Annotated in this window: 20 protein-coding genes and 1 tRNA gene; 10 read left to right on the top strand and 11 right to left on the bottom strand. The window is 58.7% G+C overall.

Going from position 1 to position 21,403, the window contains the following annotated elements:
- The first annotated feature begins 36 nt into the window (after positions 1 to 36).
- Genes lolA through cysG form a run of 5 tightly spaced genes read left to right on the top strand, consistent with a single transcriptional unit; the run spans position 37 to position 5,067 of the window.
- The gene (gene lolA / locus KBY08_RS18810) at positions 37 to 660 is read left to right on the top strand and encodes an outer membrane lipoprotein chaperone LolA (RefSeq protein ID WP_003405079.1); all 624 of its coding nucleotides are present in this window, start codon (positions 37 to 39) and stop codon (positions 658 to 660) included.
- 18 nt (positions 661 to 678) lie between these two features.
- The gene (locus tag KBY08_RS18805) at positions 679 to 2,001 is read left to right on the top strand and encodes a replication-associated recombination protein A (RefSeq protein ID WP_003405078.1); all 1,323 of its coding nucleotides are present in this window, start codon (positions 679 to 681) and stop codon (positions 1,999 to 2,001) included.
- Positions 2,001 to 2,375: a fluoride efflux transporter CrcB gene (crcB, locus tag KBY08_RS18800; protein WP_003317947.1), complete on the top strand. Its 375-nt coding sequence runs from the start codon at positions 2,001 to 2,003 to the stop codon at positions 2,373 to 2,375. The genes KBY08_RS18805 and crcB overlap by 1 nt, the downstream gene beginning before the upstream one ends.
- Positions 2,376 to 2,391: 16 nt before the next feature.
- Positions 2,392 to 3,672, top strand: a complete 1,281-nt coding sequence (serS, locus tag KBY08_RS18795; protein WP_003317946.1) for a serine--tRNA ligase — start codon at positions 2,392 to 2,394, stop codon at positions 3,670 to 3,672.
- Entirely contained in the window at positions 3,673 to 5,067 is a 1,395-nt protein-coding gene (cysG, locus tag KBY08_RS18790) for a siroheme synthase CysG (RefSeq protein WP_024652457.1), read from the top strand.
- Between the two features lie 50 nt (positions 5,068 to 5,117).
- Here the strand turns inward: cysG and KBY08_RS18785 are convergent, their stop codons facing one another.
- The 6 genes from KBY08_RS18785 to tusD form a co-directional block, all read right to left on the bottom strand.
- Positions 5,118 to 6,116 (bottom strand): glutathione S-transferase family protein, encoded by a 999-nt coding sequence (locus tag KBY08_RS18785; RefSeq protein ID WP_111522665.1) that lies wholly within the window; start codon positions 6,114 to 6,116, stop codon positions 5,118 to 5,120.
- A gap of 96 nt (positions 6,117 to 6,212) precedes the next feature.
- Positions 6,213 to 7,217 (bottom strand): glycosyl transferase family protein, encoded by a 1,005-nt coding sequence (locus KBY08_RS18780; RefSeq protein WP_103360055.1) that lies wholly within the window; start codon positions 7,215 to 7,217, stop codon positions 6,213 to 6,215.
- Entirely contained in the window at positions 7,214 to 7,549 is a 336-nt protein-coding gene (locus KBY08_RS18775) for a TusE/DsrC/DsvC family sulfur relay protein (protein ID WP_011268265.1), read from the bottom strand. Before KBY08_RS18775 ends, KBY08_RS18780 begins: the two co-directional genes overlap by 4 nt.
- Positions 7,546 to 7,845 carry a sulfurtransferase complex subunit TusB gene (tusB, locus tag KBY08_RS18770; RefSeq protein ID WP_011268264.1) on the bottom strand — a complete coding sequence of 100 codons (300 nt, stop codon included), beginning with the start codon at positions 7,843 to 7,845 and terminating at the stop codon, positions 7,546 to 7,548. The genes KBY08_RS18775 and tusB overlap by 4 nt, the downstream gene beginning before the upstream one ends.
- On the bottom strand, positions 7,845 to 8,207 hold the full coding sequence (gene tusC, locus KBY08_RS18765) for a sulfurtransferase complex subunit TusC (protein WP_003405065.1): 363 nt from the start codon (positions 8,205 to 8,207) through the stop codon (positions 7,845 to 7,847). The genes tusB and tusC overlap by 1 nt, the downstream gene beginning before the upstream one ends.
- Position 8,208: 1 nt before the next feature.
- Positions 8,209 to 8,601, bottom strand: a complete 393-nt coding sequence (gene tusD, locus KBY08_RS18760; protein ID WP_003371788.1) for a sulfurtransferase complex subunit TusD — start codon at positions 8,599 to 8,601, stop codon at positions 8,209 to 8,211.
- A 235-nt stretch (positions 8,602 to 8,836) separates the two neighbouring features.
- On the opposite strand from tusD, the gene KBY08_RS18755 reads away from it, so the two are divergent.
- Both KBY08_RS18755 and KBY08_RS18750 read left to right on the top strand, forming a co-directional pair.
- Complete coding sequence (locus tag KBY08_RS18755; RefSeq protein WP_011268262.1) at positions 8,837 to 10,138, top strand: MFS transporter; 1,302 nt, start codon at positions 8,837 to 8,839, stop codon at positions 10,136 to 10,138.
- Between the two features lie 16 nt (positions 10,139 to 10,154).
- Positions 10,155 to 10,934, top strand: coding sequence for a substrate-binding domain-containing protein (locus tag KBY08_RS18750; protein ID WP_111522666.1), 780 nt, complete (start codon positions 10,155 to 10,157; stop codon positions 10,932 to 10,934).
- On the opposite strand, the gene KBY08_RS18745 is transcribed toward KBY08_RS18750, so the two are convergent.
- The 5 genes from KBY08_RS18745 to KBY08_RS18725 all read right to left on the bottom strand — a co-directional run bounded on the left by KBY08_RS18745 (position 10,920) and on the right by KBY08_RS18725 (position 18,203).
- The gene (locus KBY08_RS18745) at positions 10,920 to 11,828 is read right to left on the bottom strand and encodes a LysR family transcriptional regulator (protein WP_011268260.1); all 909 of its coding nucleotides are present in this window, start codon (positions 11,826 to 11,828) and stop codon (positions 10,920 to 10,922) included. The genes KBY08_RS18750 and KBY08_RS18745 overlap by 15 nt on opposite strands.
- A gap of 74 nt (positions 11,829 to 11,902) precedes the next feature.
- Positions 11,903 to 14,086 (bottom strand): DEAD/DEAH box helicase, encoded by a 2,184-nt coding sequence (locus KBY08_RS18740; protein ID WP_003405054.1) that lies wholly within the window; start codon positions 14,084 to 14,086, stop codon positions 11,903 to 11,905.
- A 43-nt stretch (positions 14,087 to 14,129) separates the two neighbouring features.
- Positions 14,130 to 15,425: an ATP-binding protein gene (locus tag KBY08_RS18735; RefSeq protein ID WP_111522668.1), complete on the bottom strand. Its 1,296-nt coding sequence runs from the start codon at positions 15,423 to 15,425 to the stop codon at positions 14,130 to 14,132.
- Entirely contained in the window at positions 15,422 to 17,965 is a 2,544-nt protein-coding gene (locus tag KBY08_RS18730) for a TerB N-terminal domain-containing protein (RefSeq protein WP_024639661.1), read from the bottom strand. The genes KBY08_RS18735 and KBY08_RS18730 overlap by 4 nt, the downstream gene beginning before the upstream one ends.
- A 150-nt stretch (positions 17,966 to 18,115) precedes the next feature.
- Positions 18,116 to 18,203 (bottom strand) — tRNA-Ser (locus tag KBY08_RS18725).
- Between the two features lie 121 nt (positions 18,204 to 18,324).
- On the opposite strand from KBY08_RS18725, the gene KBY08_RS18720 reads away from it, so the two are divergent.
- From KBY08_RS18720 to KBY08_RS18710, 3 genes are all read left to right on the top strand, one after another.
- Positions 18,325 to 18,996: a Bax inhibitor-1/YccA family protein gene (locus KBY08_RS18720; RefSeq protein ID WP_002553978.1), complete on the top strand. Its 672-nt coding sequence runs from the start codon at positions 18,325 to 18,327 to the stop codon at positions 18,994 to 18,996.
- Positions 18,997 to 19,479: 483 nt separating this feature from the next.
- Positions 19,480 to 20,910 carry a serralysin family metalloprotease gene (locus KBY08_RS18715; protein WP_003405046.1) on the top strand — a complete coding sequence of 477 codons (1,431 nt, stop codon included), beginning with the start codon at positions 19,480 to 19,482 and terminating at the stop codon, positions 20,908 to 20,910.
- 56 nt (positions 20,911 to 20,966) lie between these two features.
- Positions 20,967 to 21,350, top strand: coding sequence for a protease inhibitor Inh/omp19 family protein (locus KBY08_RS18710; RefSeq protein ID WP_096135302.1), 384 nt, complete (start codon positions 20,967 to 20,969; stop codon positions 21,348 to 21,350).
- The last annotated feature ends 53 nt before the right edge of the window (positions 21,351 to 21,403 follow it).

Genomic DNA, 21,403 nt, shown 5'->3' with positions numbered 1-21,403 from the left:
GCCGTCGCATCATCATCGACTTCAAAGAGGAATCCAATGCGCCTTATCCGCATGCTGTTGGCCACCGCACTGACCTTCTCCATGATCCCCGCCCATGCCGACAGCAAGGACGTGGCGCGCCTGACCCAGTTGCTGGAGAAATCCCAGACCCTGACCGCCCGCTTCTCGCAACTGACGCTGGATGGTGGCGGTACCCAGTTGCAGGAAACCACCGGCGAAATGGCCCTGCAGCGCCCCGGCTTGTTCAACTGGCACACCGATGCGCCACAGGAACAGTTGATGGTCTCGGACGGCAAGAAAGTTTCGCTGTGGGACCCTGATCTGGAGCAGGTCACGATCAAGAAACTCGATCAGCGCCTGACCCAGACTCCAGCCTTGCTGCTGTCCGGTGACGTATCGAAGATCAGCGAAAGCTTCGACATCACCGCGAAAGAAGCAGGTGGCGTGATCGATTTCACGCTCAAGCCCAAAACCAAGGACACGCTGTTCGACAGCCTGCGCCTGTCGTTTCGCAACGGCATCATCAACGACATGCAGTTGATCGACAGCGTCGGGCAGCGCACCAATATCCTGTTCACCGGGGTCAAGGCCAACGAGTCGATCGCAGCCAGCAAGTTTCAGTTCCAGATTCCCAAGGGCGCTGATGTCATTCAAGAGTAAAAGGGCCGATTTCTGACCATGGATTTGTTCAGCCGCGAACCGATAGCCCAGCCTCTGGCTGCACGTTTGCGTGCTACCAACCTGGATGAATATGTCGGTCAGGAACATGTACTTGCCCACGGCAAGCCTCTGCGTGAGGCGCTGGAGCAAGGCGCACTGCACTCGATGATTTTCTGGGGGCCGCCCGGCGTGGGCAAGACCACCCTGGCGAAGCTGCTGGCCAAGGTGTCGGACGCGCACTTCGAGACGGTTTCGGCGGTGCTCGCCGGGGTCAAGGAAATCCGTCAGGCAGTGGAAGTGGCCAGGCAGCAGGCCGGACAGTACGGCAAGCGCACCATCCTGTTCGTTGACGAAGTGCACCGCTTCAACAAGTCACAGCAGGACGCCTTCCTGCCTTACGTCGAGGACGGTACGCTGATCTTTATCGGCGCGACCACCGAAAACCCCTCGTTCGAACTCAACAACGCCTTGTTGTCCCGGGCGCGTGTCTACGTGCTCAAAAGCCTGGACGAAGCGGCGCTGCGCAAGCTGGTCAATCGTGCCCTGACCGAAGAGCGCGGGCTGGGCAAGCGGCAACTGACCCTGAGCGATGAGGGGTTTGCGATTCTGATGTCTGCCGCCGATGGCGACGGTCGGCGCATGCTCAACCTGCTGGAGAACGCTTCGGATCTGGCCGAAGACGGCAGCGAAATCGACGTCGGGCTGCTGCAAAGCCTGTTGGGTGACAGTCGACGCCGCTTCGACAAGGGCGGCGAGGCGTTCTATGACCAGATATCGGCCTTGCACAAGTCGATTCGCGGTTCAAATCCCGATGCGGCGCTGTACTGGTTTGCGCGGATGATCGACGGCGGCTGTGATCCACTGTATCTGGCGCGCCGCGTGGTGCGCATGGCCAGTGAAGATATCGGCAATGCCGATCCTCGTGCGCTGCCCTTGTGCATGTCCGCCTGGGATGTACAGGAACGCCTTGGCAGCCCCGAGGGCGAGCTGGCGGTCGCACAGGCCATTGTCTATCTCGCCTGTGCGCCGAAAAGCAACGCGGTCTACATGGCGTTCAAGGCGGCCATGCGTGAAGCGGGTGAGCACGGTTCGCTGGAGGTTCCGCTGCACTTGCGCAATGCGCCTACCAAGCTGATGAAGCAGCTCGGTTATGGCGAAGAATATCGCTATGCCCATGATGAGCCTGATGCTTACGCAGCTGGCGAAGACTACTTTCCAGATGAGCTGGAGCCACGGCAGTATTACCAGCCTGTGCCTCGCGGTCTGGAGCTCAAGATCGGTGAAAAGCTCAGGCATCTGAACGCATTGGACGATGCCAGCCCTCGCAAGCGGAGAAAGTGATGATTCAGACTATTCTTGCGGTGTCGATTGCCGGGATCGCTGGTACATTATTGCGCTTTGCGACAGGCACCTGGGTCAGCGCCAACTGGCCACGTTATTTTTACGCGGCGACGCTGGCAGTCAACATCGTCGGGTGCCTGATCATCGGTGTACTGTACGGACTGTTCCTGCTGCGTCCGGAAGTACCCATCGAAATTCGTGCCGGCTTACTTGTCGGCTTTGTAGGCGGTCTGACGACCTTTTCATCCTTTTCACTGGATACTTTGCGCCTGCTGGAAAGCGGGCAGGTACCGCTGGCCCTCGGCTATGCCGGTATCAGTGTATTCGGCGGGCTGCTCGCAACCTGGGCTGGCCTGTCCCTGACCAGACTTTGATAGACGAGAGAACGATATGCTCGATTCCAAACTGTTACGTACTCAACTTCAGGACGTAGCGGATCGCTTGGCTTCCCGTGGTTTCACGCTGGATGTGGCGCGCATTGAATCGCTGGAAGCCCAGCGCAAGGTAGTGCAGACCCGCACCGAACAGCTGCAGGCCGAGCGCAATGCCCGTTCCAAATCCATTGGTCAGGCCAAGCAGCGCGGCGAAGACATTGCGCCGTTGATGGCTGATGTCGAGCGCATGGGCAACGAGCTGAGCGAAGGCAAGGTCGAGCTGGACGGCATTCAGGCCGAGCTGGATGCACTGGTGCTGAGCATTCCGAACCTGCCTCACGAGTCCGTGCCGGTCGGTGCCGACGAAGAAGGCAACGTCGAAGTACGTCGCTGGGGTACGCCGACGTCATTCGATTTCGAGGTCAAGGATCACGTTGCGCTGGGCGAGAAGTTCGGCTGGCTGGATTTCGAGACCGCCGCCAAGCTGTCCGGCGCGCGTTTTGCGCTGCTGCGTGGCCCGATCGCACGTCTGCACCGTGCCCTCGCACAATTCATGATCAATCTGCACATCAACGAGCACGGCTACGAAGAGACCTACACGCCCTATCTGGTGCAGGCTCCAGCGTTGCAGGGGACAGGTCAGCTGCCCAAGTTCGAGGAAGACCTGTTCAAGATCTCCCGCGAAGGTGAAGCCGACCTGTACCTGATTCCGACTGCCGAAGTGTCGCTGACCAATATCGTGTCGGGTGAAATCCTCGACGCCAAACAGCTGCCTCTCAAGTTTGTCGCCCATACCCCTTGCTTCCGCAGTGAAGCGGGCGCGTCCGGGCGTGATACCCGCGGCATGATCCGCCAGCACCAGTTCGACAAGGTCGAGATGGTCCAGATCGTTGCGCCTGACGACTCCATGGCCGCGCTCGAGTCGCTGACCGGCAACGCCGAACGCGTGCTGCAACTGCTTGAACTGCCTTATCGCACGCTGGCGCTGTGCACCGGCGACATGGGTTTCAGCGCGGTGAAGACCTACGACCTGGAAGTCTGGATTCCGAGCCAGGACAAATATCGCGAAATCTCTTCCTGCTCCAACTGCGGTGATTTCCAGGCGCGCCGCATGCAGGCTCGCTGGCGCAACCCGGAAACCGGCAAGCCGGAGCTGGTCCACACCCTCAACGGGTCGGGCCTGGCGGTAGGCCGCACACTGGTGGCGGTGCTGGAAAACTATCAGCAGGCGGACGGTTCGATTCGTGTGCCTGAGGTGCTCAAGCCTTACATGGGCGGCCTTGAGGTCATCGGTTAAATGGAATTTCTGCCGCTGTTCCATAACCTGCGTGGCAGCTGGGTGCTGGTGGTTGGCGGCGGTGAAATCGCCCTGCGCAAATCACGTCTGATTGCCGACGCCGGGGCAGTGCTGCGCGTGGTTGCGCCGGAAATCGAGGCACAACTGAGCGAACTGGTTGTCCAGAGCGGCGGTGAGATGATCCTGCGCGGCTACAGCGAGTGCGACCTCGATGGTTGCGTGCTGATCATTGCTGCGACGGACGATGAGCCGCTCAATGCTCAGGTGTCCCGCGATGCCCGCTTGCGTTGCGTTCCGGTCAACGTCGTCGACGCCCCGGCGTTGTGTACGGTGATCTTTCCGGCCATCGTCGACCGATCGCCGCTGGTGATCGCCGTGTCCAGTGGCGGCGATGCGCCGGTGCTGGCACGTTTGATTCGCGCCAAGCTGGAAACCTGGATTCCGTCCTCCTACGGTCAGCTCGCCGGGCTGGCCGCTCGTTTTCGCAATCAGGTCAAAGGCCTGTTTCCGAACGTGCAGCAGCGTCGGGCGTTTTGGGAAGAAGTTTTTCAGGGGGCCATCGCCGATCGCCAACTGGCCGGGCAGGGCGCCGAGGCCGAGCGCATGCTGATCGCCAAGATTGCCGGCGAGCCGCCTCCCGAGACCGGTGAGGTCTATCTGGTCGGTGCGGGTCCCGGTGATCCGGATTTGCTGACTTTTCGGGCCTTGCGCCTGATGCAGCAGGCGGATGTGGTGCTGTACGACCGCTTGGTTGCACCGACGATTCTTGACCTGTGCCGTCGTGATGCCGAGCGGGTCTACGTTGGCAAGCGCCGTGCGGAACATGCCGTTCCGCAGGAGCAGATCAACCAGCAACTGGTTGCGCTGGCAAAGCAGGGCAAGCGAGTGGTGCGTCTGAAGGGCGGTGATCCGTTCATATTCGGCCGTGGCGGCGAGGAAATCGAAGAGCTGGCGGCGCATGGCATTCCGTTCCAGGTGGTGCCTGGCATCACCGCTGCCAGCGGTTGCGCGGCGTATGCGGGTATACCGCTGACGCACCGTGATCACGCGCAATCGGTACGTTTTATCACCGGGCACTTGAAAAACGGCACGACCGATCTGCCTTGGTCAGACCTGGTAGCGCCTGCGCAAACACTGGTGTTTTACATGGGGCTAATCGGTTTGCCAGTCATCTGTGAGCAGTTGATCCGGCACGGTCGCTCTGCCGACACGCCTGCTGCACTGGTCGAGCAGGGCACCACCGTCAATCAGCGTGTGTTCACGGGTACCCTTGCAAACCTGCCGCAACTGGTCGCCGAGCATGATGTTCATGCGCCGACGCTGGTGATTATTGGTGAGGTGGTCAAATTGCGTGAAAAGCTGGCGTGGTTCGAGGGCGCTCAGGCGACTCTCTGATGCCAATGGTGGGCAGCCCGTCCGGGCTATCCACCCCTTCTTCCCATACGTCAGTTGTTCCAGACACCTTCACCGGACAGTCGCTCACGGTCGTGATCGGCCTGCAGATCGAGTGCGGGCCCCTTCGGTATGATGCCGGTCGGGTTGATGGTGCGATGGCTCCCGTAGTAATGCCCTTTGATGTGCTCGAAACTCACCGTCTCTGCGATCCCCGGCCACTGATACAGCTCGCGTAGCCAGTTGCTGAGATTGGGGTAGTCCGCGATACGCCGCAGGTTGCATTTGAAGTGGCTGTAATACACCGCATCGAAGCGCACGATGGTGGTGAACAGGCGTATGTCGGCTTCAGTGAGGTGTTTGCCTGTCAGGTAGCGCTTTTCGCCGAGCAGGGTTTCCAGCACATCCAGTTCAGCGAACACATCATCGAACGCCTCCTCATACGCACCCTGCGAGGTGGCGAAACCAGCCCGGTATACGCCGTTGTTGACCTTCGGGTAGATCTGCTCGTTAAGCTCGTCAATGCTCGCGCGTAGCGCTTGCGGGTAGAAATCCAGCGTATTGCCGGTCAACTCGTCGAATGCAGAATTGAACATGCGAATGATTTCCGCAGATTCGTTGCTGACGATGCATTGCTGCTGCTTGTCCCACAGCACCGGAACGGTGACACGGCCGGTGTACCGAGGGTCGTCGGCGGTGTAGCGTTGGTGAAGGAACTGCAGGTCATCCAGTGCATCGCCGCTGGAGCCTTTCTGCTGGTCGAAGGTCCAGCCGTTTTCCAGCATCAGCCAACTGACTACCGAAACATCGATCAGGCTTTCCAGGCCCTTGAGCTTGCGCAAGATAAGCGTGCGGTGTGCCCACGGGCACGCCAGAGACACGTACAGGTGATAGCGGCCCGCCTGCGCAGCAAAACCGCCTGCACCGGACGGTCCCGGCTGTCCATCGGGCGTGACCCAACTGCGTCGCTGAGCATTTTCGCGCTGAAATGCGCCATCTTTGCTGCTTTCGTACCACTGGTCTTGCCAGTGTCCTTCGACCAGAAGGCCCATGTCTGACTCCCATTTCCAGGTGATAGAGCTTGGAGGTCAGCGCGGGTGCATCGGTTCGACTGGATTACGGCCTTTCATTGTCGAAAGGCCGAAGGGTCACAGATTGATGTTGCGGCGATCCCAGAATACCTGCGCCTGGGCGAAGGCCTCGTCGCGATCGACGCCCAGGCCGCGCAAGGCGAGCGCCATGGTCGATATCAAGGCCAGTTGCGGGTAACTGTCTTCGATTTCTCCTCGCCACAAGGCCAGCAGCTGCTGCGGGTCGAGCGTTGCCGGTTTTACGTGGCGGCGCGGTGAGAGCGCTGGCCATTCTTCATCCCACGGCTGGCCGCCGGTGGTGCCGTACAGGTGGCTGATGGTGTCGGGGTTGATCTCGATTTCGCCGCCATCACCCTTGACCACGATGGCGTTGTCGCCGAGCAGGCTGCTGGCATCGCGATGCACGCTTTGATAGCCCGGGTGAAAAATGCTTTGCAGGCCGCAACGCGCCTGCAGCGGATTGAGAATCCTCGCCAGCGAGTGAATGGGCGAGCGCAGCCCCAGCGTGTTGCGCAGGTCGATCATGCGCTGCAACTGCGGTGCCCAGTCGGCGAGCGGAATGAACGCCAGCTGTTCTTGCTCGAGCGAGGTCTTGACCGCTGACCAGTTGCGGCACAGAGGAATCTTCAGCAGGTCCAGCAGTTGCTCGGTGTACAGACGCCCTGCGGTATGCGCGCCGCCGCCGTGCAGGAGGATCCTGACGCCGTTTTGCGCCAGGCATTTGGCCGCCAGCAAATACCACGGCAGGTGACGCTTTTTCCCGGCATAGGTTGGCCAGTCGATGTCGACTTGCATGGCGGGAGCGTTGTTGAGACGTTCGCGCACCGCTTCGGTAAACCCTGCCAGTTCCTCGGGACTTTCTTCCTTGTGGCGCAGCAGCATCAGAAAAGCCCCGAGCTGGGTGTCCTCGACTTTCTCATCGAGCAGCATGCCCATGGCTTCCCGTGCTTCCTCGCGAGTCAGGTTGCGCGCGCCACGTTTGCCTTTGCCCAGAATGCGAACGAACGCCGCAAAGGGATGTTCTTCAGGTGTTTCAGTGACAAGCGCAGCGTAATCATTCATATGCAATTGGTCGGTTTGGGCAGGCCCGCCAGCTTGGCGGCGAGTTTGGCGGGAGTGCCGTTGAACAGGCGGTTGAGGTGCATGCTGTTGCCTTTTTCCGCACCCAGCTTCATCGCGGTGTATTTGATCAGCGGTCGTGTCGCGGGCGAAAGCTGGAACTCGGCGTAAAAACCGCGCAGCAGTTCTAGGATTTCAAGGTGCTCGGCACTCAGCTCGATGCCTTCCTCGGCGGACAGGGCGTGGGCGACGTCCAGCGACCAGTCGCTGAGGTCTTGCAGAAAACCATCCTTGTCCAGTTCGATGCTGCGCCCGTCAATGTTCAACTGTTTCATAACCAGGTATTGACCTTGTCGAAGCGCAGCGACAGTTCAACGAACGCCGGGTAGTCGATGCTGTTGACTCCGGCAGGGAGAGGCAGATTGCGTGCGCGGAGGTCTTCGTCGAGGGCGAACAACTGCGATGATTCGACCAGAGGCTGAAGGGCTTTGAGCTGCGTGCAGGACGGCATCAGCGCATAGGTGGCATCGCCACAGAGCAGTACGCCATCATCATTGCCCAGCAAGCGCAGGCAACTGTCCAGCCGGGTGTCGGCAAACGGCGAGTGAGAGAGAACGTGCAAAGTAGCCATCAGATGGTAATCACCTCGTCGTACCGGTCAAAAAGTGCTGACAATTCCGCGCGCGTGGTCAACTGGCTCATCTCTTCGCTCAATGCGCCAAGGGAGATGCCGCGCTCGGCCAGGCTCTGTCCGCAGACGTAAAGGTCTTCGACACCGAACATCGGCAGGGCTTTCAGGTTTGCAGTCAGGTCTTTCTGTTGCAGGGCGTCGGGCGACTGCTGTGGCGACAACTGAAAAACCCCGTCGTCCAGAAACAGCAGGCCCACCGACAGATCGAATGCACCGCCCGCCAGTACGATATCCAGCGCCTCGCGGGCACCGGGGCCGGACCACGGCGACTGGCGGGTGACAACCAACAGTGATCTGGGCATCTCATGGCCCTCCGAAGCAGATCAGGCGATCAGCCGATTGCACGGCATCGTGCAACTGGCCCAGCCCGGACAATTCCCACGGCTCGCGCAGGTTTGCCGCCGGCCGCTGATAACGCTCGGCCTCTTGCGTGTCGAGCACACCGCGACGCAACGCGGCGGCAATGCACACCACGCCGTCCAGCTTGTGCTCGACGATGAAGTCACGCCACTGCAGTGCCATATCCTGCTCGTCCTGAGGCGTCACGACATTGGCCGACGCGCTGTGTACACCGTCCTGATAGAAGAACAACCGGACAATTTCATGCCCGCCTGCCAGCACCGCCCTGGCGAACTGCAAGGCTCGCCGAGAAGAGGGCGCATGGGCGGCTGAAAAAAGGGAGATGGCGAATTTCATGATCGGCTCTGCCAACAAAACATGCGCAATGATAAAGAATTCAAGGGCAGGCGTGTGAGTTTGGCGCGTGCTGACCCGCAAATGCGGGGTCAGGGCGCAGCCGCTTGAGTTTCGATTGATGTCCAGCGGGCATCAATCGATGAAAACATAGCACTTATCGTTTCAAAGTGTGTCCGGCAGACTCCTTCCTCACAAGCGCTTACAACACTCTAATAAGATCGCTGGAGAAACACTGATGCACGGCTCATCCTCATTACGAAAAGAATCCTCCCGGTCGAAGGCAGGCGCGGTATTTCGGGTCACCTCCGGTAATTTCCTCGAGCAATTCGACTTCTTCCTGTTCGGCTTCTATGCCACCCAGATCGCTTCCGCCTTTTTCCCGGCCAGCAGTGAGTTCGCTTCGCTGATGATGACCTTCGCGGTCTTCGGCGCGGGCTTCCTGATGCGTCCGTTGGGTGCCGTGATTCTGGGCGCTTACATCGATGACGTCGGCCGGCGCAAAGGCTTGATCGTGACCCTGTCGATCATGGCCAGTGGCACGTTGCTGATCGTTCTGGTGCCCGGTTACGCAAGCATCGGCCTGTGGGCGCCGGCCTTGGTATTGGTCGGCCGCTTGCTGCAAGGCTTCTCTGCCGGTGCGGAATTGGGCGGGGTGTCGGTGTATCTGGCAGAAATGGCGACACCCGGCCGCAAGGGCTTCTACACCAGTTGGCAGTCAGGTAGCCAGCAGGTGGCAATCGTTGTCGCCGCTGCACTGGGTTACGGCCTGAACCAATGGATGGCACCTGCTGCTGTGGCCGATTGGGGCTGGAGAATTCCGTTTGCCATCGGTTGCCTGATCATCCCGTTCATTTTCCTGCTGCGCCGCAGCCTGCAGGAAACCGAAGAGTTCGCCACTCGCTCTCACCGTCCGACCATGCGACAGGTGTTCGCGACGCTGCTGCAAAACTGGCGTGTGGTGATTGCCGGAATGCTGATGGTGGCGATGACCACTACCACCTTTTACCTGATCACCATCTATGCACCGACATTCGGCAAAACCGTACTCAACTTGAGTACTGCCGATGCGCTTCTGGTGACGCTGCTGGTCGGTGTCTCCAACTTTATCTGGCTGCCGGTCGGCGGCATGTTGAGTGACCGTTTCGGGCGCAAGCCACTGTTGGTCGCGATGACCCTGCTGACCATCATCAGTGCGTACCCGGCGCTGTCTTTCCTCGCCCTGGCGCCCAGCTTCGGCCATATGCTGGAAGTGCTGTTGTGGTTCTCGTTCCTGTACGGCTTGTATAACGGCGCGATGATTCCGGCGCTGACCGAAATCATGCCGGTAGAGGTGCGTGTTGCCGGTTTCTCGCTGGCCTACAGCCTGGCGACGGCGGTTTTCGGTGGTTTCACTCCGGCGATCTCGACCTGGTTGATCCACTTGACCGGCGACAAGGCTGCACCTGCTTACTGGATGACATTTGCTGCAGCCTGTGCGCTGGGCGCCACACTGGTGCTCTACCGGCACATCTCGACCCGCCCGCAACTGGCTGTTTAATCAAGGAAAAATCACTATGAAATCGTTATACAAACATCAACTGGCAGCGCTTTTTCTCGGCTGTATCGCGGTCAGTGCGGCGGCGCAGGCTGAACAGCTCAAGGTCATGACCTCCGGCGGCTTTACGGCTGCGTACAAACTGCTCGGACCGCAATACGCGGCGTCTTCCGGGGACTCGCTGGACACTATTCTCGGCCCATCGATGGGCAAGGCACCCGAGGCCATCCCGAATCGTCTGGCCCGGGGCGAGCACGCCGATGTGGTGATCATGGTCGGCTATGCGCTGGATGATCTGATCAAGCAAGGCAAGGTAGACCCGGCATCGCGTGTCGAACTGGCTGACTCGCGGATCGGCATGGTGGTGAAGGAGGGCGCGGCCAAGCCTGCGATCGGCACCGACAGTGAGCTTAAAGCCACCTTGCTCAAGGCCAGGTCGGTGGCTTACTCCGACAGCGCCAGTGGCGTTTACATCGAAAAAGAGCTTTTCAAAAAGCTCGGTATCGAGAAGGAGCTCGCGCCGAAGGGCAAGATGATCGAGCGCATCCCGGTGGCTTCGGTGGTTGCCAAGGGCGACTACGAAGTGGGCTTTCAACAGGTTGCCGAGCTGCTGCCGATTCCCGGCGTGACGTTCGTGGCGAAGATTCCGGAAGACGTTCAGTCGGTAACCCGTTATGCCGCGGGCATCCCGGTCAATGCCGAGCACCCGAAAGAAGCGAAGGCGTTGCTGGATTACCTGGCATCCCCCAAAGCCCAGACTACGGTGCAGTCTACCGGGCTGGATTCAGTTCCCCGCTGAACGTGACGGCATTTTCCTGACCAGTTGTTCCAGCTCAAGGGCTGCCGGTGTCAAGGTCCTGCCACGACGCTTGATCAGCCCTACGTTGCGAATCACCTCGGGCGCAACCAATGGCACGCTCACCAGAAACGGGTGAGCGGTCATCGGCATGGCGATCGAAGGCACCGCAGCCACGCCAAGCCCGGCCTCCACCAGGCCGATCATGGTTGTGACATGACGGGTTTCGCAGATGCTTTCCTTGTGCGGGCGTGAAGGTGCCAGCGCCTGATCCAGCACCAGACGATTACCCGAGGTGATGTCCAGGGCGATGTAGTCGTGGCGGTACATCTCTTCCCAACTGACGCTTTCGCACGTAGCCAGCGGGTGATCCCGCCTGCAGGCCATTACGTAGCGTTCCTGCAGCAGCAGTTCGAAGTCCACTTCCGGCGCCAGATTGCCGCTGAAACTCACCCCGAAATCGGCTTCGCCCAGGGCAACCGCGCTGTTGACCTCGTTGGCGCTGGCATCCATCACCCGGATTCTGATTTTCGGAAACAACCGATGGAAAGCGCTGATGACCTGTGGCATGAAGTAATAGGCGGCTGAAGGCACGCAGGCAATCGTCACGCTGCCCATTCGCGTGGAGCCGACACCTTCGATGGTCATCAATGCGCTGTCCAGATCGTCCAGAATGCGCTCGACCTGAGGCAGAAATGCGCGGCCGACCGTAGTCAGACTGACCCTGCGGGTGGTGCGCTCGAACAGCTTCACATTGAGCGCAGACTCGAGCTTTTCTATCCGCCGACTGAGCGCAGGCTGGGTGATCTGCACGGTTTCAGCGGCCTTGCGGAAGCTGCCATTCTCGACCACGGCACGAAATGCCTGGAGGTCGTTGAGGTCGAAATTGATGGGCATTTGAACGTTGATCTATTGATACGGGATGCGCATCAATATATCAGACGGCGCGGGCTGAGCCGCGAGGCCTGCCGTCAAGTCGTCAATGTCTTGGCAAGCGCAATCGCGTTGGGTATATCCAGCTGGCTGGAGGCAAATGATTTGATCAACAGCGATTTTGGCAGGGCCCAGTCCCACTTTTCCCGGATCAGATTCTTCACATCTTTCAACAGGGGCTCCACATCGGTCGCATCCAGCTCTGCAATCCTGGCCAGTGCTGTCCGCACGCTTTCCTGAGAGGCACTGATTTCCAGTACCAACCCCGAAGCTGTGCACATGACCCCAGCCTGGTTGAGCAGCAGGCACAGCGCATCATTGGTGTAGTCGCCCGCCCAGGTCAGCAGGTAGCTGCTTGAGGTCGAACCCGTCAGGCGCTGGTCAGCCAGCCCCAGCCGGTGAAAGGTCTGGCGCGCTTCCGCCAGCAGGGCTTGTGCATTGGCATCAAGGAACGGGCAGGGCGTGACCTCCGTCAGTACCGCGCGCATTTCTTCACGCACCCGGTCATGGATCTTGGCGCCCAGCCCGTCGAATACCGGAGGTTCGCCGCCACGTGCGCGTATGACCGCAATGACTTTCTTTTCCAGGTCTACATCCATGACCTGCCAGCGTTTGCCTGCGAAGATGATGCGTTGCCCCAGGGTCAGCGGGCGACTGACAGGAATGGAACCCAACGGCTTGCCATCGCGAAGCAGTCTGAATTCCTCATCGCTGCTGAATGCACTGTAAAACTCATAGTGGTTGACCAGCTTTTCACCGATTTCGCCAGGCAATAGCAGGCCAGAGCTGTCCTGGACGATCAGTTTCTTTTCACCCAGAGCCTTGAGAAGGGCCATGAAGTCGGTTTTATCAATGGCTGCAAATGTTCCGCTCGCGATCAGCTCATTCCACAGCTGCGAAGCATGTGCACCACCTTGCTGCGCAATCGTCGACAGGCATTGCTGAACCAGCGTCGAGGCGTGCAGGCCGTTGGCTCTCGGAGGTTCGAACCACTTCTCTATCAACAATCGAATCATGGCGATCGTCTGCACCAGGTTTTGCCGGAGCTGATCCGAGAGGTCCGAATCAGGTGTCAGGGTGTCTTCCTGGCAATAGGCACGAAGTGTGGCAGGCTCACCTGCGCGACGTCCGGAGCGACCCAGTCGCTGGCGCAGGCTGGCCACTGATGGCGGAGGTCCGATCTGCGCAACTGCTTTGATGTTGCCGATATCGATCCCAAGCTCGAGGGTCGTGGTGCAGACGGCCGAGGCGGGCGGGCTACCCGCTTTCAGTGCTCGCTCCGTATCTTCACGCAAGTCTCGGGACAAGCTTCCGTGGTGAGGCAGGAACTCATTCGGCAAACCGTCGTTTTCGCACAAGTGCCGCAGCCTGTCGGCGTACCATTCAACCTTGTCGCGGCTGTTGGGAAAGATCAGGTTGTTACTGCCACGCAGCACCTTGTACATATGCGCGGCTATGGCGTGCCTGGTCCCGGAGACATCCTCTTCCTGCTCTTCATCCTGATCGGCGTTGTCGTCGTCTTTTGTCACGACCATCTGCAGGTTTGCCGCCAGTTTGTTCATCGGCAGCATGGTGTAACCGCGTACCTGAACCTGAAGGTCCTGGCCCGAGGCTCGAGAAATGATTTCGTCCATGCGTCGGCCTTGCCCCGGACGCAGGAACTCGCGGGCGAGTGCCATCTCGCCCAGGGTCGCAGACAGGCCTACGCGTGGCAGCTTTTTGCCGACAACCGTTTCTACGCGGTGCATCAGCGACTGCAATTGTTTACCGCGCTCGCTGCCGATGAACGCGTGTAATTCGTCGATGACGATATAGCGAAGGGGCAGAAAGAGCCCCGCAAGCGCCGAGCCCCGGTTCACGAACAGGGCTTCCAGCGATTCTGGGGTTATGAGCAGGATCCCTCTGGGCGATTTCAGAAAGCGGTGCTTCCTGCTTGCCGAAACGTCCCCGTGCCAGCCGACCACCGGGATTTCCAGGCGCTCGCAAAGACGTGTCAGCCTGTCCCACTGATCATTGATCAAGGCCTTGAGCGGGCTGATATAGAGCACAGCGCCTGGCGTATCGGTGTTGTTGAGCAAATGGGTCAGAATGGGCAGAAACGCCGCCTCGGTCTTGCCCGCTGCAGTGGAGGCCGCAATGATGACGTCGCGATCAGCGTCGATCAGCGCAGGTATGGCACATTCCTGAGCATCCCTGAGCGATGTCCAGCCTTGCGACCACACCCATTGTTGTACATCGGGGTGAAGCCGTTCGAATGCGGATGAGTCAGAGCTTGAAGCTTGTGAGTTCATCATCGGCCTCTACAGTGAAATCACTTTTGCCGCCGTCATCCCTGGCAATGTCAATGGCGCCCAAAAGGTTTCTCCAGTCGGCCTCAGGGTTTTGCTCAAGAACCGCCAGCAGGTTGATGAACGCGGTGATGGTGGTGCGTGGCGTTCGAAAGTAAGCTTCGCCCATACGCTGACCGCAGTGCTCGATGAAGGCCGGGATGGCCTCTTCCGGAAGCAGGTAGTGTTCCGCGTCGCCGTAGGCATAAACGTTACGCAGGTTCAGCAGGAGGACATAGAAGTCCTCCGGGGTCAGGCTGGTCAGCCGAATGACAGGGCCGGAAAGGTCGACGTAGCCAGCCCTGGCAAAGGTGTTTTCTGCCAGGCGTGACTGTAAAGCCGGGTAGCTGTAGAGGCCGCGGCGAGTGTCCATCAGGAATTCCGGCGTGCCGCCCAGAACGAAGCCCAGTCCGTCAGTCGACCCTTGCAGTGAGTCATTGAGGATGCGCAGGATCTGTTCGTAGTTCGCATTGCGAGCCTGCGTGTTGGCAAGCTTGTAGAGGTTGACCAGTTCGTCCAGGCACACCATAAGCCCGCCGAAGCCTGCCAGGCGCACGAATCGGGAAAGCAGTTTGAGCTGATCGTACACGGACGCGTCGTCAACGATGCTTCTGACCCCGAGGGCCGCTCGTGCGTCCGTCCTGGTGGTGAATTCCCCCCGAAGCCAGCGTATTGCATCGGCTTTGAGCTGTTCGTTGCCTTCGTTAAAGCCACGGCAGTAAGCCGCTATGACTTCGGCAAAGTCATAGCCGTTGACCATTTCGGTAAGCTCGGCGAGGTTCTGGCGTATGACGGTCTCGCTGTCTACGCCTTTGCTGCTCGCGTGGGTTCTGGCCTGGGAAATAAACTTTTCGACGATACCCTGAAGCGCGCCACCGTCCGGCTTGGTGCGTGTAGACATGTTCTTGGCAAGCTCGGCGTACAGGGAGCGCGCCTGACCACCTGAAGCGTGCAGGCGTCGATCGGGGTTCAGATCAGCGTGCATCGTCACCAGCTTGCGTTCCATCGCAATGCCTCTGACCAGATTGAGGAAGAACGTCTTGCCCGCGCCATACTCGCCGACCACGATACGAAAGGCAGAACCACCTTCGGCCAGCCTGTCTACATCCTTGATAAGAGCTGCCAGCTCACCCGCTCGTCCGACCTGAATCAAGTGCTGCCCGACACGAGGAACGACACCTGCGCGCAGTGATTGAATGACCGCATCGCGATCCTTGGCTCGTATCTTGTTCATAGGGCAAGCTCGCTTAAAATATCCGGGTTGATTTCGATAGGGTCATCGCCCTCGGAAACCGGCATGTCGAACAACTCGAATGCCATATCGTTGATTTGCTCCAGCGCACCGTCGAGCATCAACGCCATACCTGCCGTCGCGACTTCCAGCTCTCGTCGACTCCATTGGTTGCGCGAGACCAGCAGGCGCAGAAACGCAGAGTGCCCCGCATCGAGTCCATGGAGATGGGTGCCAGTGCCTGGGGTGTCTTGTGAAGCATCGTCTTCGGCTATCTGCGTGTCGTCCTGCTGCTCGTCCTCTTGATCGTCACGAAAAACATCAGCCAGCAGCGCCGAAGCCTCTGCCGTTTCGCGTCGCAACCGGGCAACCCTGTCCATGTCCAGCACGATCCCGGTGCCTTGCTTCTTGTCGGGGCCTGTTGCTGTAGTGGCTGACAGCGCTGTCGAGACCTGTCCTGTATGCGAACCGGCCGCAGCACCATGGAGGTTGCTGTAAAGAGCGTGTGGATTGAGTTGAAGTGCCCTGTAGATCCGCTCAAGCAATCTGACTTTCTCAGGCGTAACCGCTCCGTCAGCGTGGGCAAGGTGAGTCAGGCAACCGACGATGGTCTGCTTTTCTTCCTGATTCAGCGAACCCAGCTTCTTTTTCAGGCTTGCCAGGTTGGGCGGCTGCTGCAGTTGCATCGACAGATACGCCTTGAGACGTGTTCGATGCGCGACACGCAGATGCTCCCATGAGTCGATATGCCGTTCGAGCAGTGCAACTGCATGCTGACTCGTGCCGCCATCAACCGCTGCCACGCTGCTGGCGAGATCCAGAGTGACGACAGCCGCGTTGTAGTCCGCTGTCACCCGCGACATGCCAGGATCGGGCCCGGTCGCGAACAGAACGATGCTGTCCTCAGGTTTGGGCGCACGATTGCCCGCCAGCACATCCGGTTCCATTCCTATGTGCATGTCTTCAAGTACTTTTATCAGCGCGATGATCTGGTTGCGTGCCTGGGCACCGTCAGACTTGAAACGTATCGCCAGCTGATCAAGCGTCATCAACTTTGTGGCGGGCCCGACCTCCGATTGAAGCTGTCGCAGTTCATGTCTGGCGTATTCGGGCCATAGCGATACCGGCAGCAATAGCAGCGCCTCCAATGACTCATGCTTAGCAAGATTATCGGCATTGCGGCCCATGTACCGACTGAATGGAGCAAGCACTGAAGCACAGCCCTGCACGAGGACCTGGATTTTCTTGCGGGTGGCGGAAGTAATGCCGACGTCTGGCAGATCACCCACCGGTATTTCCGGTACATCGAGGTAGGCGGACGATGGGCGATAGGCAACCCATAGTCGGGTCTTGTTTCTCAGCAGCTTCAGGCCATCGGGAAACTGTTCTTCATATTCGGCCCTGAACAGGCGCTGAAACAGATCTGCGCATCTGCCAACAGGTTTGCCACGCGAGATATTCGGATCTGTCAGCGCCCAGGATAAGGCCCAGGATGCGTTCAACGGGTATCTGTCGACGGCCATCTGGCCCAGCGCCACTCGCAGCACGATGGGCATTTCATAGCGATCGGCCGACTCCATTGGTGGCTCGCGCAAATACATCTGCCCTGAAATGACAGGCATGTTCAGGTATTCGAGAAGCCGCGAAGCCTGGTTGTAAAACGAAAGGTCCCGATGATAAACAGTCCGCAAACGCTCGATTTCCTGTTTTATCGCGGGAATCTCTTTTCGTGCATCGGGATCAGAAAGGCTGTCGATCAGTAAACGCCGTTCCAGGCCGTGGAAAAACATGAACAGGTAACCACTGCTTGCTTCAGGATCACAACGTCCCCCTGCCAGCCACTGCAGATAGCCCCTGCGCGCGGCAGGTTCAAGATCTTTGTAGGTCGACCAATAGTAGGCCGCCCCCGCAACGGGAGGCGTGTCTGAACCGGCCACCGGCAAGGCTGCGTCTATGAAAGAAGGTTCGGATAGTCTGAATTCGGGGTTTTGCGTGCCTGTGTAGATCATGCCGCCGGGCAAGATGATATCGGCCACGGTGAGCGGCTCACCTGGACGCAGCCATCTGGCTTTCGCCGGGCGATCAGGTGCCTTGGGGATGCTGAAAGAGTGGGTGCCGGGTGAGTCCTGCCGGATGGTAAAGAACTCGGATTCACGCTCTGGATGGCGCATCTGCGAGGAGGAAGGTGAGGGTGCCTGTTCCGGCGGCGTGTCCGCCTGCGGTTGCGTACCGCCAACCAGGTTGGGAGACGGCCTGCTGAAGCGCGCATAACGGCCTATGGCCAGGTCAGCGTAGTTCTCATCGGACGCCTTGGTATGGATACGGCCTGGACAAGGCTGAGTGCCGCCGGCGAGATTCTCTGACGCCCGACTGAAGCGGGCATATCGACCGATCGCGAGGCGTTCGAACTCTTCATCGGTAAGGCGTCTTCCCAAGGTGGCTGGCGCTGAGTCGTGGCCGTCAGCCTCGGCAGCTTGCCGAATCTCGTCCGCATGGCGTTGCGTGCCTCCAACAGGATGGACAAGCGTTCGGCTGGGGGCCATTGGGTCTTCCATGGTTCATCGGCTGGCAAACTGGCAGTATCCACATTTTGTCAGCGCGGGCCAAGCATCGGCGGATGAGCTTGCGGATGCATCAGCCAAACCCCGGAAACGACAAAGCCCTGAATAATCAGGGCTTTGCGCTGCCTAATATGGCGGAGGCATAGAGATTCGAACTCTAGGACCTGTTACAGTCGGCAGTTTTCAAGACTGCTGCCTTAAACCACTCGGCCATACCTCCACTTCGTTGCGGGCGCCATAATACCGGAATGAAACAAGCTGTCAAACTCTGTGACTAGCCAGTTGCAGCGCCTCTGTTATGATCTTTGCAACTCAACATTTCAACAGCAAGGAGTTTCGCCATGCGCGAACAGGATTACAGCCTTAAAACCGGCATGCAGGCCGACCAGCTCGAGGTTAGTCGTGTCCTGCGCAATACTTACGGTCTTCTCGCCCTGACACTGGCTTTTAGTGGTGTCATGGCCTTCGTCGCTCAGCAGATGCGCGTCGGTTACCCGAACATTTTCGTGGTGCTGATCGGCTTCTACGGTCTGTTCTTCCTGACCAACAAGCTGCGTGATTCGGTCTGGGGTCTGGTGTCGACCTTCGCCCTGACAGGTTTCATGGGGTTCCTGCTGGGCCCGATCCTCAACCGTTACCTGGGCATGGCCGGGGGTGCTGAAGTGGTCAGCTCCGCCTTCGCGATGACGGCTCTGGTATTCGGAGGTCTCTCGGCCTATGTACTGATCACTCGCAAGGACATGAGCTTCCTGGGTGGTTTCATTACCGCAGGTTTCTTTGTCCTGCTGGGTGCAGTAGTGGCCAGCATGTTCTTCCAGATCAGCGGTCTGCAACTGGCTATCAGCGCGGGCTTCGTGCTGTTCTCGTCGGTGTGCATTCTGTTCCAGACCAGCGCGATCATTCAGGGGGGCGAGCGTAACTACATCATGGCGACCGTCAGCCTGTATGTATCGATCTACAACCTGTTTATCAGCCTGCTGCAGATCTTCGGCATCATGAGCCGCGACGACTGATTTACCTGGCCTGAACATTCAGGCCGCTGTGCTTCAAAAAAAGCCCCGACTCGTCGGGGCTTTTTGCGTTTCTGTGTCAGGGAAAAGTGTCAGCTTTGGCCAATGGCAAGGCTGGCGAAATGCTGTTCATAGCGGCTGAGTGGGGCGCGTCATTACCCAAGGCATTCGTGATCAGTCGAAGCCATAAAATTCCTGACCTATCAGTCATATTTATCAAGCTTGTTACAGTCTGTTCAAGCGTTTATCGACGATCTCATCATCACAAAAAATAATATCAGGCGATTCTCCAATGCCTGTAGGCGCTTGCCCATTTGAGGCCACTTGACATCATCGAACAGCGCTGGACACAAGATTTCAAGATGTGTCAGTTTTGTTACGCAACACGATTTCACGCTTCACCAGGCGAGTGACCGGACTCTCTCGCTACAGGGGAGAGTCTTGTCTTACCTGACCTGTCAATCAATCAGCAAACAAGGAAGTGTCATGACGAAAGTCAAAGAAAATGCTGCAATCCAACTTTCCGCTGCTACCAGCACCTCTTTCGACCAGATCAATGCGTTCGCGCACCAGTATGACCGTGGCGGCAACCTCACGATCAATGGCAAGCCCTCGTATTCAGTCGATCAGGCCGCTGATTATATTCTTCGCGACGACGCCTCCTGGACGGATCGCGATGGCAACGGCACCATCAACCTCACTTACACGTTCCTGACGGCCAAACCTGCCGGGTTCGACAATTCGCTGGGGACTTTCAGTGCGTTCAACGCGCAGCAGAAAGCACAGGCAGTATTGTCGATGCAATCCTGGGCAGACGTTGCCAAGGTCAGCTTCACCCAGGCAGCTTCCGGCGGCGACGGGCATATGACCTTCGGCAACTACAGCAACGGCAGTGCAGGCGGGGCAGCTTTTGCCTACCTGCCCAGCGGCAACAGTCGTACTGACGGCCAGTCCTGGTACCTTGTCGATAACAGCTACAAGGTCAACACCACCCCGGACAATGGCAATTACGGTCGTCAGACCCTGACCCATGAAATCGGCCACACCCTTGGCCTGTCCCACCCAGGTGACTACAACGCGGGCGAGGGCAATCCGAGCTACAAGGACGCCACTTACGCAGAAGATACCCGTGGCTACAGCGTCATGAGCTACTGGAGTGAGTCCAACACTGACCAGAACTTCGTCAAGGGCGGCGCTCCGTCGTACTCTTCGGCACCGTTGCTGGATGACATCACTGCCGTTCAGCAGCTCTATGGCGCGAACATGAGCACCCGTGCCGGTGATACGGTCTATGGGTTCAACTCCACTGCCGGGCGCGATTTCTACAGCGCCACCTCCGCCTCGTCCAAGGTGGTGTTCTCGGTGTGGGATGGCGGGGGCAAGGATACCCTCGACTTCTCAGGCTTCACCCAGAACCAGAAGATCAACCTCAATGCCGCCTCGTTCTCGGATGTCGGTGGCATGGTAGGCAACGTTTCGATCGCCAAGGGTGTGGTGGTTGAAAACGCTCTGGGCGGTTCGGGCAATGACCTGTTGATCGGCAATGCTGCCGCCAACGACCTCAAGGGTGGTGCCGGCAACGACATCATCTACGGTGGTGGCGGCGCCGACAGCCTGACCGGTGGTGCAGGTGCCGACATCTTCGTGTTTGGCGCCAGCTCTGATTCCAACCGTGCAGGCCAGGATACGATTCGTGATTTCGTCAGCGGTCAGGACAAGATCGACGTGTCGGCCATTTCCACGCTGAGCGCGCTGCAGTTCGTCAACGCGTTCAGCGGCCACGCTGGCGAGGCGATCCTCAACTATAACCAGAGCAGCAATCTGGGCAGTCTGGCGATCGACTTCACCGGTCAGGGCATTGGCGATTTTCTGGTCGGTACGGTAGGTCAAGCATTGGCTACTGATATCGTGGTTTAATCTGTAACAATCATGGACGACCCTGCGGTTGTCCATGATCTGAAAAGTACCCCGCCATGAAGATCACTCACGTTTTTCGAATCGTGCCAGCAGCCTTTGCGCTGCTGGTGGGTATTTCTGGAGCAAGCCTGGCCATGAGTTTGAAACTGCCCAATCCTGATGAACTCAGCGGCAAGTGGCGACTTTCTCTTCAGGGAAAGACGAACGAAGTCTGTGAGCTGCATCTCAATACCGAAGTACCGCAACTGACGGGCGATCTCGCCTGCGCAGTGAAGTGGTTGCATGAAGCACCCACTGGCTGGTTTCCGACTCCGGATGGCCTGGCGTTCACCGACAAGGAAGGCAATCGCCTGATTCACCTCAATAACATGGGGGAGCAGATCTATCAGGCGCGTCTGCCCGGCGGTGAAGTGCTGGTCCTTGGACGGCTCGCCGATTAAGCGTTTCACGGACCTACGCGAGTTGTTTGTCAAAACCCAGGGATGTCACTCCG

The organism is Pseudomonas sp. P135, from assembly GCF_020312125.1.
Classification (GTDB): domain Bacteria; phylum Pseudomonadota; class Gammaproteobacteria; order Pseudomonadales; family Pseudomonadaceae; genus Aquipseudomonas; species Aquipseudomonas fragariae.
Note: the sequence above shows the minus strand (reverse complement) of the source record. Positions and strands in the feature narration are given on the sequence as shown.

Bases quoted from the DNA above. Each gene is read 5' to 3' on its own strand.
- lolA (WP_003405079.1), top strand. From the start codon at position 37: ATGCGCCTTATCCGCATGCTGTTGGCCACCGCACTGACCTTCTCCATG.
- KBY08_RS18805 (WP_003405078.1), top strand. From the start codon at position 679: ATGGATTTGTTCAGCCGCGAACCGATAGCCCAGCCTCTGGCTGCACGT.
- crcB (WP_003317947.1), top strand. From the start codon at position 2,001: ATGATTCAGACTATTCTTGCGGTGTCGATTGCCGGGATCGCTGGTACA.
- serS (WP_003317946.1), top strand. From the start codon at position 2,392: ATGCTCGATTCCAAACTGTTACGTACTCAACTTCAGGACGTAGCGGAT.
- cysG (WP_024652457.1), top strand. From the start codon at position 3,673: ATGGAATTTCTGCCGCTGTTCCATAACCTGCGTGGCAGCTGGGTGCTG.
- KBY08_RS18785 (WP_111522665.1), bottom strand. From the start codon at position 6,116: ATGGGCCTTCTGGTCGAAGGACACTGGCAAGACCAGTGGTACGAAAGC.
- KBY08_RS18780 (WP_103360055.1), bottom strand. From the start codon at position 7,217: ATGAATGATTACGCTGCGCTTGTCACTGAAACACCTGAAGAACATCCC.
- KBY08_RS18775 (WP_011268265.1), bottom strand. From the start codon at position 7,549: ATGAAACAGTTGAACATTGACGGGCGCAGCATCGAACTGGACAAGGAT.
- tusB (WP_011268264.1), bottom strand. From the start codon at position 7,845: ATGGCTACTTTGCACGTTCTCTCTCACTCGCCGTTTGCCGACACCCGG.
- tusC (WP_003405065.1), bottom strand. From the start codon at position 8,207: ATGCCCAGATCACTGTTGGTTGTCACCCGCCAGTCGCCGTGGTCCGGC.
- tusD (WP_003371788.1), bottom strand. From the start codon at position 8,601: ATGAAATTCGCCATCTCCCTTTTTTCAGCCGCCCATGCGCCCTCTTCT.
- KBY08_RS18755 (WP_011268262.1), top strand. From the start codon at position 8,837: ATGCACGGCTCATCCTCATTACGAAAAGAATCCTCCCGGTCGAAGGCA.
- KBY08_RS18750 (WP_111522666.1), top strand. From the start codon at position 10,155: ATGAAATCGTTATACAAACATCAACTGGCAGCGCTTTTTCTCGGCTGT.
- KBY08_RS18745 (WP_011268260.1), bottom strand. From the start codon at position 11,828: ATGCCCATCAATTTCGACCTCAACGACCTCCAGGCATTTCGTGCCGTG.
- KBY08_RS18735 (WP_111522668.1), bottom strand. From the start codon at position 15,425: ATGAACAAGATACGAGCCAAGGATCGCGATGCGGTCATTCAATCACTG.
- KBY08_RS18730 (WP_024639661.1), bottom strand. From the start codon at position 17,965: ATGGCCCCCAGCCGAACGCTTGTCCATCCTGTTGGAGGCACGCAACGC.
- KBY08_RS18720 (WP_002553978.1), top strand. From the start codon at position 18,325: ATGCGCGAACAGGATTACAGCCTTAAAACCGGCATGCAGGCCGACCAG.
- KBY08_RS18715 (WP_003405046.1), top strand. From the start codon at position 19,480: ATGACGAAAGTCAAAGAAAATGCTGCAATCCAACTTTCCGCTGCTACC.
- KBY08_RS18710 (WP_096135302.1), top strand. From the start codon at position 20,967: ATGAAGATCACTCACGTTTTTCGAATCGTGCCAGCAGCCTTTGCGCTG.